General features: G+C 51.3%; 10 protein-coding genes. 6 read left to right on the top strand and 4 right to left on the bottom strand.

The genetic code is table 11. The annotated features are described in order from the left end of the window. The first annotated feature begins 188 nt into the window (after window positions 1-188). From K365_RS0106340 to K365_RS27175, 4 genes are all read left to right on the top strand, one after another. Window positions 189-1343: a reverse transcriptase family protein gene (locus tag K365_RS0106340; RefSeq protein WP_024333925.1), complete on the top strand. Its 1155-nt coding sequence runs from the start codon at window positions 189-191 to the stop codon at window positions 1341-1343. Window positions 1344-2418: 1075 nt separating this feature from the next. Further along, window positions 2419-2646 carry an AbrB/MazE/SpoVT family DNA-binding domain-containing protein gene (locus K365_RS0106325; RefSeq protein ID WP_024333923.1) on the top strand — a complete coding sequence of 76 codons (228 nt, stop codon included), beginning with the start codon at window positions 2419-2421 and terminating at the stop codon, window positions 2644-2646. Continuing rightward, window positions 2643-3050, top strand: a complete 408-nt coding sequence (locus K365_RS0106320; RefSeq protein WP_024333922.1) for a type II toxin-antitoxin system VapC family toxin — start codon at window positions 2643-2645, stop codon at window positions 3048-3050. Before K365_RS0106325 ends, K365_RS0106320 begins: the two co-directional genes overlap by 4 nt. 170 nt (window positions 3051-3220) lie before the next feature. Then, window positions 3221-5617 carry a PAS domain S-box protein gene (locus K365_RS27175; protein WP_024333921.1) on the top strand — a complete coding sequence of 799 codons (2397 nt, stop codon included), beginning with the start codon at window positions 3221-3223 and terminating at the stop codon, window positions 5615-5617. Here the strand turns inward: K365_RS27175 and K365_RS0106310 are convergent. After that, window positions 5609-6562, bottom strand: coding sequence for a bile acid:sodium symporter (locus tag K365_RS0106310; protein WP_024333920.1), 954 nt, complete (start codon window positions 6560-6562; stop codon window positions 5609-5611). The genes K365_RS27175 and K365_RS0106310 overlap by 9 nt on opposite strands. 158 nt (window positions 6563-6720) lie before the next feature. Here K365_RS0106310 and K365_RS0106305 point away from each other — a divergent pair, with 158 nt between their 5' ends. Further along, window positions 6721-7863 carry an SPFH domain-containing protein gene (locus K365_RS0106305; protein ID WP_024333919.1) on the top strand — a complete coding sequence of 381 codons (1143 nt, stop codon included), beginning with the start codon at window positions 6721-6723 and terminating at the stop codon, window positions 7861-7863. Beyond that, entirely contained in the window at window positions 7850-9118 is a 1269-nt protein-coding gene (locus K365_RS0106300) for a hypothetical protein (protein WP_024333918.1), read from the top strand. The genes K365_RS0106305 and K365_RS0106300 overlap by 14 nt, the downstream gene beginning before the upstream one ends. A 72-nt stretch (window positions 9119-9190) precedes the next feature. Here the strand turns inward: K365_RS0106300 and K365_RS0106295 are convergent, their stop codons facing one another. From K365_RS0106295 to K365_RS0106285, 3 genes are read right to left on the bottom strand one after another with little or no spacing between them, the layout of a single operon-like run. After that, window positions 9191-10801 (bottom strand): fumarate hydratase, encoded by a 1611-nt coding sequence (locus tag K365_RS0106295; RefSeq protein WP_006966074.1) that lies wholly within the window; start codon window positions 10799-10801, stop codon window positions 9191-9193. A gap of 31 nt (window positions 10802-10832) precedes the next feature. Next, window positions 10833-11567, bottom strand: a complete 735-nt coding sequence (locus K365_RS0106290) for a fumarate reductase iron-sulfur subunit (protein ID WP_006966075.1) — start codon at window positions 11565-11567, stop codon at window positions 10833-10835. After that, window positions 11567-13537: a fumarate reductase flavoprotein subunit gene (locus K365_RS0106285; protein WP_006966076.1), complete on the bottom strand. Its 1971-nt coding sequence runs from the start codon at window positions 13535-13537 to the stop codon at window positions 11567-11569. Before K365_RS0106285 ends, K365_RS0106290 begins: the two co-directional genes overlap by 1 nt. Window positions 13538-13549: the final 12 nt, after the last annotated feature.

Below are 13549 nucleotides of genomic sequence, written 5' to 3'. Positions count from 1 at the left end.
TTGGTTCGAAGCCAATACCAATACTGACCAGATGATTCGTTATCTGGTTTATGGTAGAGCACGGATTCCGGCGCTCATTGTGAAAGCCACCGCTTGGAGTAGACCATACATAGGCCATTCTGACACGCGTAAAGAGCGCCTTCATGCCAGAATGCCCTATGTATCCTCACTACGTGAGGTTTAAGTAAATGACACGCTGGAACCCCAACTCATACTACAAGGAAGGTAAAAATAAGGGTTATTCTTCAAACTATCTTAATTCATTAGTTGTGCATGGGAAAAAAATAGCTGCCAATAATATTCCAGTCATTTATTCTCTGAAACATTTAGCCCTATTATCGGGTACCAACTACAATGAACTTTATCAAATAGTATCACGCTTAGATATAGATCCCGAAGGGCCATCACCTAACTATCCCTATAAGATTTTCCCAATCAGAAAAAGACGTGGTGGCAAAAGATTGATTGCTATACCATACCCAACGTTAATGGCAGTGCAAAGGTGGGTGTCTCAAGAAATACTAAATAAGCTACCTGTCCATCCTGCTGCTTTTGCTTATGTCGCAGGAAAAAAGAATCCTCTCCGTGATCATGCAAAGCTGCATTGCGATGCAGACTGGATTTTGAAACTCGATATTAAAAATTTTTTTAGCAATATATCTGAAAGACAGATTTATAAAGTATTCAAAACATGTAATTATTATAGCCTCCTATCTTTTGAGATGGCCAGGCTCTGTACAATGATAGTACCGTCTCGGAGAAAACGAAGGTGGAATAATAGTAAACAATTCAAAAATAAAAATCTCTATCCATGTGACCATATTGGATTTCTTCCCCAAGGAGCACCGACAAGCCCTGCTCTATCTAATCTTACTTGCATAGATATGGATAATGAATTAACAAAATTGGCCCTTGAGAACGGAGCTAATTACTCAAGATATGCTGATGACCTCTGTTTTTCTTTCACTATATCTACAAGGCGTGATTTGTTGAAATTTAAGAGGACCGCATGTGAACTTTTATGGAAAAATGGCTTTTCTGAAAACAAAACTAAAACAAAAATTTTACCCCCGGGCTCTAAAAAAGTTATAACAGGCTTGATCATAAATAGTGGGAAGCCAATGATACCTAAAGAACTTCGAGATCGCGTGAGAATGCACCTCTATTTTTCAAAAAAACTTGGTATTCCAGAACATTGCAAAAGAAGGGGGTTTAGATCTATCATCGGTTTTAGAAACCATCTCTACGGACTAATCTTATATATAAAATCAATCGATCCGAAGAAAGGAGAAGTATTCAGAGCAGCTTTTAAGGATCTTCCGTGGGTCAATTTTAATATATAGCCGGGTAACCGTTTTGTGATAATTGGGGTCTGAGCAAAATCAAATTAAAAGCCGGCGTGAATTCGGGAAATACAATACTTAATTTCAACAATCCAAATGAAGACGGATAAACCGCTTATTTGGAAACGTTATGCTCACTCAACAATATCCATTGCATGAGTTTTCAAAATCCGAAAAAAGAATGGATGCCAATACAAATCATGGGGCCTATGTGTAAAGTGTTACATTAATATCCCAAAAATCCGGTCAAAAATCCCAATTTGGAGTGCCTAAGTGAAAAAAAGCAAGGTATGGGAAAATGATAAGATTAATTGATGAATTTGAGCAGGTTGAAACCAAACAGCAGGAACCGCTGCATGCCTTTATCCTCCTCCCCCCTTTCGGGGGGGATAAGAGGGGGGGATTCTCAATATACATGGCCTAAAAAAAATGATGAAATTGTAAAGTGGGATTTGGTAAAAAAGCGTGAGAACATTTTTCCTCTACAAATCAGCATGTTACCATCTGTTTTTTAGCGCGCTTCTGCACCTCACAAATCCCACTAAAAAATGTATAAGGTCCATTCTCAAATTTTCTGAAAAAAGGCCTGATTTTGGCAAAAGATTGTGACATTTTGTTGGGATGCGAAAGTGACAATCTACACCTATGCAGTGAAAGACCTATACAGTGGAAAGAAACTGATGGGTGATGGTTTTCTGTGCCGACAGCAAAATTTGCAGATGGCTCAAATACAGATTCCCAGGTGAATATGTCAGGCATGTCAGATTGGCTATTTTCAGCGAATCCCTTTATCCTTGCGGGATACGGGCATGTATCATTTGATGATTGTCAGAAATGCAAATTTTTGCATTTCTGACAATCTTGTTTTCCTCAACTATTTGATCAGGCTGGAAACGTCCGGTATAAGGGCGTTTCCAGCAGAAATAAGCCAGGTTCAGTATTATTTATTGACCGACAACATGAACCATGGCAACCATGACCTTCATGGCATTTTAGCAGGGTTCAATGAAACATATTTGATTTATCAAAAATCATGTATTATCCTTACCAGTAATACGTAATACTGGAGGAAAAAATGAGAGTGACGACAAAAGGGCAGGTTACAATACCCATTCACATACGGGAAAAATTAGGGATAACCCCAGACACGGAGATTGATTTTTTACAGGAGGGAAACCGGGTCTTTTTGGTCAAACGAAAAAAAAACGCCCGTGCCACCCGCAGGTTTAAAAAACTTCGGGGTATTGCGACGGTCAAAATGACCACAGACGAAATTATGGCACTCACAAGAGATAATTTATGAAAGGTCTGCTTGTAGATTCCAATATTATCCTGGATGTTTTTCTCAATGATCCTGTCTGGGCTGAATGGTCGGAGGCCGCTCTTTCTGAATATGCCCATCATACGCAGTTATACATTAATCCAATCATCTATTCTGAAATTTCCATTGGATTTAATAAGATTGAGGAACTGGAAGCGGCCGTTTCAAAAAGCGGTTTTCAGATGCTGGAAATGCCAAAGGAATCTCTTTTCCTTGCCGGTAAGGCTTTTCTCAAATATCGAAAACATAAAGGTGCAAAGAAGTCCCCATTGCCGGATTTTTTTATCGGTGCCCAAGCCGCTGTATTAGATCTTGCGTTAATCACGCGAGATAAAAACAGGTACCAAACCTTTTTCCCAACTGTTAAAATTATTTCTCCGGAATAACCGAACTCTGAACCATGTCTTGGAGGGTGAAAAAATTTTGGATACCCATGCCGTTCAAAACCTGATATGGTTGATTTGTTCGGGGAAGAGGGTTGCAGAATATATGAATTTCACCCAAAAATGTGACCCGACAACATGCATGTGCCTGGCAAATTTCAAACGGGGCTGATATGACAGTGAAACCCACATATGAAGAATTGGAACAACGGATTCAGGAACTGGAAAAAATTGAATCCGAGCATGCCTATTTCAAAAAAGCGTTGCAGGAAAACGAAGGCCTGTTCAGGATGCTTTATGAAAAAGCGCCCTTAGGGTATCAATCCCTTGATGAAAACGGCCGTTTTATCGTTGTCAATCAAACCTGGCTGGACACCCTCGGATATGACAGAGAAGACGTCATTGGCAAATCCTTTGCTGATTTTCTGCATCCGGACTGGCGGGATCATTTCAAAGAAAATTTTCCCCGGTTCAAGTCGATCGGAGAAATTCTGGAGGTTGAGTTTGAAATGGTCAAAAAAGACGGGACCCTGATTCTGGTTTCTTTTACCGGGAAGATTACCAGGGACAAAACAGGCAATTTCCAGCAGACCCATTGTATTTTTCATGACATCACGGACCGCAAACGTGTGGAAGAAGCCCTGCGCCAGAGCGAGGAAAAGTACCGGGTCCTGTTCAATACATTTCCCTTAGGAATTACGGTGTCGGATCACAAAGGAAACATCGTGGAATCCAATGCCATGGCTGAAAAATTATTGGGACTTGCAAAAAACAAACACGAGGAACGCCGGTTAGATGGGGATCAGTGGCGCATTATCCGTCCCGATAAAACGCGGATGCCCACGGATGAGTATGCCAGTGTGAGAGCGTTAAAACAGAAACGTCAGATTGAAAATGTTGAAATGGGAATCGTGAAACCCGACGGCCGGATCACCTGGATTAATGTGTCTGCGGCCCCGCTGAATCTGGAAAAATATGGGGTGGTCGTTACCTATGGGGATATTACGGCGCGCAAAAAAGCGGAGCAGGAGTACAAAACTTTGTTCCGGGAGATGCTGGACGGATTTGCCCTGCACGAGATCATCTGCGATGATTCAAAAACCCCTGTGGACTATCGCTTTCTGGATATCAACCCGGCATTCGAGCGCATGACCGGCCTGAAAGCCGCATCCGTTGTGGGCAGAACCGTGATGGATGTTCTGCCCACCACCGAGAGTTACTGGATTGAAACCTATGGGGCCGTGGCCCTGTCAGGCGAACCGATTACCTTTGAAAATTATTCGGCTGAAATTGGAAAACATTTTGAAGTGACGGCGTTTTGTCCGGCCCCGGGTCAATTTGCATGTATCTTTCAGGACATCACGGAACGAAAGCGGGCTGAAGCGGACCGGGATGTGCTCCAGACGCAACTCAACCAGGCACAGCGGATGGAATCCGTGGGCCGTTTGGCCGGGGGTGTGGCCCATGATTTTAACAACATGCTGGGGGTGATCCTGGGACACGCGGAGCTGGCATTGTTGCGGGCAGATGAAAATCACGATCTGCATGATGACTTAAAAGAAATTCAGAACGCGGCACAACGGTCGGCGGATATCACAAAACAACTGCTGGCATTTGCCAGAAAACAGACCATTTCCCCTAAGCAACTGAACATCAATGACACCGTGGAAAGCATGCTCAATATGCTGCGCCGCCTGATCGGAGAAGATATCGACCTGGTATGGCAGCCGGCGGCCCATGTCTGGCCCGTTAAAATGGACCCAACCCAGATCGATCAGATCCTTGCCAACCTGTGTGTCAACGCCATGGATGCCATTTCCGGTGTGGGCAAACTCACCATTGAAACGGGGAGAAAAACCTTTGATGAGGATTATTGCAATGACCATCAGGGATTTATTCCCGGCGATTATACCTTGCTGGCCGTCAGTGACAATGGCTGCGGCATGGATAAAGACACCCTGGAAAATCTGTTCGAGCCGTTTTTCACCACCAAGGAGGTGGGCAAAGGCACGGGCTTAGGGCTTGCGACCGTCTATGGCATTGTCAGACAGAACAACGGGTTTATCAATGTATACAGTGAGCCCGGCCAGGGCGCCACTTTCAGCATTTATCTGCCCCGGTTTGTGGACGATGACCCCGCAGATACGGCCGTTTCTGAGAAAAAAACAGCGGCCGGGGGGACTGAAACCATTCTGCTGGTAGAAGATGAACCGTCCATTCTCAGGATGACCCGGATAATGCTGGAAAGGAAAGGATATACGGTGCTGTCCGCCGTCACACCGGCAGAAGCCATGGAAAAAGCAAAAAACCATGCCGGTGCCATTGATCTGCTCATAACGGACGTCGTCATGCCGGAGATGAACGGCCGTGACCTGGCCGGACAAATCACGGCCCTGTACCCCGGCATCCGGCTCTTGTTCATGTCCGGTTATACGGCCAATGTCATTGCCCATCAGGGGAGACTCGATGAAGGGGTGGCTTTTATCCAGAAGCCGTTTTCCATGGCGGACATCACAGCAAAGGCGCGGGAATTGCTGGATATGGCTCCGGATTCAGGAAAATCAGGATGACCGGCGGCGGATCACCCGGCCGAACCGGTGGGCCACCAACGTATCCATGATCATCTGGGTCAGGTGATACACAATGGCCGGAATCAGGGCCATGGGATAGGCAACGGCGAAATACCCGGCCCAGACCAGGTAGGACACGGTCAGGGTTTTCTGGGAGGTGTGGATGGTGAAAGCAGCGATGGACGGCAGATCCAGGCCGATGATCCTGGCCAGATAATAGTTGAAAACCAGTATGAACACATGAAGGCCGATCATGAACGACAACACCAGAAACAGCACCGGTCCCACATCCAGGATACTGTCCGCGGAACTGGCCACTGCGTTGAGAATGATCAGCAGCACAATGCATTGATTGAAAATGGACATCTTGGCTTTGTGGGGCGGCAGCAGATGTTTCACCCGGGGCCGCAGCAACTGGCCGATGATTGTGGGCAACAGCACCTTGAGGATCAATCCGGCAAGCATCTGGAGGATGGGCAGATCAATGGCGGCATTGTCCACGGCCAGGATCAGGTTGAGCATGAACGGAATGGTGAAGATGGCGGCAAAATTGCCCAGCACGCAGATGAACAGGCTCAAGGGCACATTGCCCCCGGCCATGGCCGTCATGACCGTGCCCGAAGCCACGGTGACGGGGGCAGCACCGATGATCAACGCACCCATGACAAAATCCGGCCACGCGCTTAAAAAAAACCGGGCCGCATAAAAAGCGGCCGCCGGAAAAAAGATCAGCGAAGAAAACAAGGCCGCTGCCAGTACTTTGACATCTTTGAGCTGATCCAGCACCGTGGATGTTTCCAATGACAGGCCTGTCAGCAGAAACGCCAGGAAAATCCCGATATTCAGGACATTATATTGTTTGATGACCGGGCCGATCCCGGGCAGGGCAAACGCCAGTGCCGCCATGATGGCCATGCCCATGAAGAACCAGTATTTTTTGATCATGTGTGTCACCTGTGTGCCTGTTTAAAAAAACGCCCCGGAATCATGGGATGGGATACTGAAATTGTCAAGGGATTTATCAATATTTGTTTGACAGACTTTGGCCGGGCCGGTAAATTGAATGCCAATCCACTCAGAACCGCCTGCAAGGAGAAAAAGCCATGGGCACCCGCAACGTTGTTTTTCTGGAACTGCTGGAATGGTTTGACGATACGGGAGAGGCACTGGTCCACCGGCTGCCGGAAACCGGCTCCGCAGACATTAAATACGGGGCCCAGCTGGTGGTCAGAGAAAGCCAGGCCGCCGTGTTTTTCTACAACGGCAAGGCCGTGGGCGCGTTCGGCCCGGGCCGCCACACCCTGAAAACCGCCAACATCCCGCTTCTGACCAAGCTGGCCAGCCTGCCCTGGGGATTTACCAGTCCCCTGCGGGCCGAGGTGTATTTCACCAACCTGAAAACCTTTGTCAACCTGAAATGGGGAACCCGGGACCCCGTGGCGTTCCGGGACCGGGACTTAGGACTGGTCCGGCTGCGGGCCTTCGGGGTGTTCAACATCAGAATCGTGCAGCCCGTGCTGTTTGTCAACCGCCTGGTGGGGACCCAGGGGGTTTTTTCCACCCAGAGCGTGGCAGATTACCTCAACCAGGTGGTGGTGTCCCGGTTCAATGACCATATCGGAGAACAGATCGACACCATTTTCGATCTGCCGGCCCGGTATGATGAACTGTCCCAAAGCCTGGCCGAGCGGCTGAGAGAGGATTTTTCCAAGTTCGGCCTGAATCTCACCCAGCTGTATATCAATGCCATCACTCCGCCGCCCGAGGTGCAGAAAGCCATTGACGACAAAAGCCGGCTGGGCGTATTCGACGACATGAACAAACTCATGCAGATGAAAACCGCCATGGCCATGGAAAAGATCGCGGAAAACCCCGAAGGAACGGCTGGCGGCGGGGCTCAGGCCGGCATGGGCATGGGCCTGGGACTGATGCTGCCGGGCATGTTTGCCAGGCAACTGACCGGGGGAGCGCCTCAAAACACGGGCACATCCGCCCCCACTGCTAAATGCCCGGAATGCCGGCACGCCATTTCCGAAGATGCCAATTTCTGTCCTTTCTGCGGCCATCAGCAGGTGATTTTTGAAAAATGCACCCAGTGCGGCAAAAACATTACCCCCAACGCCCGGTTCTGCCCCCGGTGCGGCACCCCCGTTCAAACCGCGCCCACAGAAAAAATCTGTGCCCGGTGCGGGGCAAAAAATCTGCCCGAAGCCGTGTTCTGCAACCAGTGCGGTGCGCGCCATTAGTTTCCGGGTCGAACACCAATGCCCCCAGTGCGGGGCCCCTATTGTCTTAGACGAGGAAACCCGGTTTTTCACCTGTGCGTTCTGCCGGGTCCAGTCCTGTATTAGTTCTCAGGGATTTCCCCGGTACCTGTTTGCCAGATCTGAGAAAGCCGCAGCCCATCCGGAGGCCCCGGCAGATGCGGATCTTTTGTTTGTGCCCTACTGGCGGTTCAAGGGGCTGCGCTATACCTGCGCCCCGGCCGGCGTCTCCCACCGGTTTCTGGACATCTCAGCCCTGGCCCTGGAAGGATCGTTTTTAGGTCTGCCCGTCTCTTTAGGGGTCCGGTCCCAGGCCCTGCCCCTCAAACAGATCACCCCGAAGACGGCCGGCCGGTTCCTGCGCCCGGCAGACAGGGCACTGGTTCTGGATCAGGCAGAACAACGGTCCCGGCGGATGAGCCCCCCTTCTGATACGGGATTTACCGAACATATCGGAGAAACCCTGAGCCTGATCTATGCCCCGTTTTATGCCCAAAACGGCAAACTGGTGGATGCCATTCTGAACCGGGTGGTGGGACCTGGGGCAGACACCGGACCCGGACTGGCCGATCTGCCGGGCTGCCGCCCGGAAAAGCAGACCCGGTTTGTACCGGGCATCTGTCCGGCCTGCGGATGGAACCTGGAAGGGGCAAACGATTCTTTAATTTTGATCTGTAGAAACTGCAGCACGTTGTGGAAACCCGGAAACCAGGATCTGACAAAAATCCAGTTCCGGTGTGCCCGGCCAAAATCCAGAACCGATGTGATGGTGCCGTTCTGGAGAATCCAGGCCCGCATCTTTGGGCTGGCCCTGTCATCCATGGCTGATCTGGCCCGGCTGGCCAACCTTCCCCGGGCCGTTTTGCCGGAATGGGAGCACCAGGAAGTGTTTTTCTGGGCACCGGCCTTCAAGGTCCGGCCGAGGATTTTTCTGAATCTGGCCTCCCGGGTGACGTTAGGCCAGCCGGCCCCGAACATGGACCGGGATATCCGTGAGAATATCCATGTGCCCGTCACCCTGCCCGTGACCGAGGCCGTCCAGAGCATCCGCATCACCCTGGCCGGCCTGGCCAAACCCCGCGCTGAACGGCTGCCCGGCCTCACACACCTGGAAATCACACCCGTCCGGGCCACACTGGTGTTTCTGGCCTTTGAAGACCAGGTCCACGACTATGTGCACAAAAATCTTAAAGTCGGCATCAACAAAAACGCCCTGGCCCTGGCCACAAACCTGTAGCAGGCAGCGGCCGAAACCCGGGCGAATTATTGGCAGTCTTCCCTCTGTGCAGGAAACAGGGAAAAAAGCGGATCAGAGCAGGCCGGCGTAAAAATCATTGCCTTTGTCATCCACGATGATAAAGGCGGGAAAATTTTCCACCGTGATCATGTACACGGCTTCCATGCCCAGTTCTTCGTATTCCTTGAGTTCCACTTTTTTGATGAAATCCTTGCCCAGGCGGGCCGCAGGCCCTCCAATAGACCCAAGGTAAAAGCCACCGTGTATCCTGCAAGAATCGGTTACCTCCCTACTCCTGTTTCCTTTGGCCAGCATGATCAGAGAGGCACCCTGCTCCTGGAATATCGGGACATAAGGATCCATGCGAGATGCAGTTGTAGGTCCGAATGAACCAGACAATTCTCCTTCCGGGCGCTTCGAAGGTCCGGCATAATAGATGATATGTTTTTTCAAATAGGATGGAAGGCCTTTACCCTGCTGATACTGTTCCATGAATTTGGCATGGGCGATATCCCTGGCAACGATAATCTTTCCAGTTAAAGAAAGTCTCGTGGAAACTGGATATTTTGACAGTTCGGACCGGATTTCGTCCATGGGCCGATTCAGATTGATATGAACTCCGGCTTTGATTTCAGGTTCAACCTTTGGCAGATAGCTTGATGGATTTTCTTCCAACTGTTCCAGAAAGATTCCTTGTCTGGTAATCTTGCCCTTGATCTGCCGGTCGGCGGAACAGGAAACTCCAATGCCTATGGGACATGATGCCCCGTGCCGGGGCATACGGATGATCCGGATGTCTAAGGCGAAATGCTTTCCACCGAACTGGGCACCCAGGCCTAAATGTTGAGCCCGTGCCAGCACTTTTTCCTCCAGATCAACATCCCGGAACGCATGCCCCGTATCACTGCCTTTGGTGGGCAGGGTATCCAGGAACCTGGCTGAAGCCAGTTTCACGGCTTTAAGGTTGGTTTCCGCCGACGTGCCGCCGATGACAAACGCGATGTGATATGGTGGGCAGGCTGTAGTACCCAATGCTTTCATTTTATCGGCCATAAAATCCAAGAGACTCTCCTCGGAATTGAGTACGGCCTTGGTCATCTGGAACAACGCCGTCTTGTTGGCGGATCCCCCGCCCTTGGCCATGAACAGGAACCCGTATTCATCCCCCTGGACCGCAGCGATATCCACCTGGGCCGGCAGGTTGGTTTTGGTATTTTTTTCCTGGTACATGGTCAGCGGCGCATTCTGGGAGTACCGCAGGTAATTTTGGGTATAGGCTTCAAACACCCCTTTGGACAGCTCTTTTTCATCATCCGACCAGGTCCACACCTGCTGGCCTTTTTTGCCCATGATAATGGCCGTGCCCGTATCCTGGCACATGGGATATATTTTTTCAGCGGATATCACCGCGTTTTTCAGCAGTTCCAGGGCCACGTACCGGTCATTGTCGGAACTGTCCGGATCTTCCATCACGGCTTGCAGCTGCTTTAAGTGATCGACCCGGTACAGGTGGGCCACATCTTTGAACGCGGTCTGGGCCAGAAGGGTCAGGGCCCGGGGTTCCACCAGAAGGACTTCGCTGCCTTCAAACTCCTTGGTCCGGACAAAATCTCTGGTCAGCATCCGGTATTCAGTGGTGTCTTCGCCCAAAGGAAACAGCGGATCATAATTGAATTCAGTCATAAGTCACCTTTTTTGATTTCTTGTCTGACCATCATCGGATCAGCGCCATTTTGCGCCGCAGGTACGCGATCTGGGTCTGGTGGGGCAGGTCTTTGGGACAATAGTCCTCACACCCCAGAAGCGTCATACACCCGAACACCCCGTCATCATTGCCCATGATTTCGTAGAACTCTTCATCCGTCCGCTTGTCTCTGGGATCCAGGGCAAACCGTGCCAGACGCATGAACCCCACGGCAGACAGAAAATCCGGACGCATCCGCTTGGTGGCGCAGGCAGACACACAGGCCCCGCATTCCACGCACCGTTCCAGTTCATAGATCTCGTCGGCCACATCCGGGTCCATGCGCTCTTCAAGCTCATCATAATTCACCAGGTCCGCTTCTTTATCATGGATCCAGGATTCCACCCGCTCGCTCATGGCCCGCATGAACTTGCCCGTGTTCACGGACAGATCTCCGATGAGTTCAAATCCGGGCAAGGGCAGCAGTTTGATCTCCCCGTCCGGGAACTTGGCGGTCAGGGTCCGGCAGGCCAGGTCCGGCTGCCCGTTGATCACCATGGCGCAGGACCCGCAGATACCGGCCCGGCACACAAAATCAAACTGCAGGGACGGGTCCTGGGTTTCTCTGATCTCGTTCAACGCGATGAATATGGTCATACCCGGGGCTTCCGTGATTTCATAGGTCACCATCCGGGGCTTGTCCCCCTTTTTCTGGGGGTTGTAGCGGAATATCTGAAATTTCAACACTCTTGCCTGATCGTCCATTATTTGTACCCCCTGCCGATACGCTCGTTTTTACCTTTAAATTTTTCCGGAATAGGTGTGGGATTCAGCAGCTGATGAAGCGCGAACCGGTCCGCCTTGGGATTGGCTTTTTTGATCTCTTCGATTTCAGCGATCCGTTTTTCCGTGTCCGGATGAAGAATGGTGTTGTCCACGCCATATCCCCGGGACCCCGGCGGCATTTCCATTTTCATGACGTCCAGATCCTCATAGGAGACATCGGGCAGATCCGCGGTCTCATCCGGCCAGGTGGTCAGGGTGCGTTTGAGCCAGTCTCGGTCGTTTCGTTCCGGATAATCTTCCCTGGCATGGGCCCCTCTGCTTTCGGTTCTTAGCATGGCGCCATAGGCCACGCACAGGGCCAGCTTGATCATCTTGGGCACCCGGATGGCTTCCACCAGTTCGGGATTAGACGATGAAATCCGGTTGCGAAGCGCAATGCTTCGGGCCCGCTGGTTGAGTACCTGCAATTCTTCCACGGCCTGTTCCAGATGCGGCCCGTTGCGGAAAATACCCACCTTGTCCATCATGATCTGCTGCATCTCCGCTTTGAGTTCATAGGGGTTTTCCCCGTAATCTCTGACCAGCAGGTCTGCAATTTTCTTTTCCTCTCTTTTTACAAAATGCTCGATGGTGGAGGTGGACACATTCAGGGAACTGGTTTCACAATAATCGGCCACAAATTCACCCACGATCATGCCGGCCACCACGGTTTCGGCCACGGAATTGCCCCCTAACCGGTTGAACCCGTGCATGTCCCAGCACGCGGCTTCCCCGGCGGAAAACAACCCCTTGAGGGTGGGGCTTTCCCCCGTGGCTTTGGTTCTCACCCCGCCCATGGAATAATGCTGGGTGGGCCGGACGGGAATGTATTCTTTTACCGGGTCGATGCCCAGGAAATACTCGCAGATCTCTTTGACTTCCCGCAGGTTTTTTTCAATGTGTTTTCTGCCCAGCAAGGTGATGTCCAGCCACAAATGATCCCCATAGGGAGAGGGCACGCCCTTGCCTTTTCTCATGTGCTCGGTCATGCGCCGGGACACCACGTCCCGGGAGGCCAGCTCTTTTTTGTCCGGCTCGTAATCCGGCATGAACCGGTATCCGTCCTTGTCCAGCAAAAGCCCGCCGTCACCGCGGCATCCTTCCGTGGTGAGAATACCCACGGGCACGATGGCCGTGGGATGAAACTGGACGGCTTCCATGTTCCCCAGGGCGGCCACCCCGGTTTCCAGGGCAATGGCTGTGCCGATGCCCTCGGAGATCACGGCGTTGGTGGTCACGGCATACAGCCTTCCATACCCGCCCGTGGCAATGGTGGTGGCCTTGGCCACATAGGCGATGAGCTCACCCGTGATCAGGTCTCTGACAATGGCCCCGTAACAGACCCCGTCCTCATGGATCAGGGCCACGGCCTCTTTTCGTTCATGCACGGGGATGCCCAGCTGGATCGCCTTGTTGTCCATGGCATACAGCATGGTATGGCCCGTGCCGTCGGAAGTGAAACAGGTGCGCCATTTCTTGGTACCCCCGAAATCTCTGGCCGTGATCAGGCCGTGGGCTTCATGTTTTTCCGTGATGGTGACTTTTTCACCATTGATGATCACCTCCCGGTCCCCGCCTCTGACCCGGGACCAGGGAACCCCCCAAGCCGCCAGCTGGCGGATCGCTTTGGGGGCCGTGTTGACAAACATTCTGGCCACATCCTGGTCGCATCCCCAGTCACTGCCTTTGACCGTGTCTCCAAAATGTACATCTTCATCATCTCCGTCACCTTTGACACAGGCGCCCAGGCTGGCCTGCATGCCGCCCTGGGCCGCTGCGGAATGGGACCGTTTGGCAGGGATCAGCGAGAGGACAATGGTGTCAAACCCCCGCTGCATGGAGGCGATGGCAACTCTGAGCCCTGCCAGGCCGCCGCCGATGACAAGTGAATCCGTATATATAACTTTCATTGAGAAATCCTT

It is taken from the genome of Desulfotignum balticum DSM 7044, from assembly GCF_000421285.1.
Taxonomy (GTDB): Bacteria; Desulfobacterota; Desulfobacteria; order Desulfobacterales; family Desulfobacteraceae; genus Desulfotignum; species Desulfotignum balticum.
This window is presented reverse-complemented; position numbering and strand designations above follow the sequence as displayed.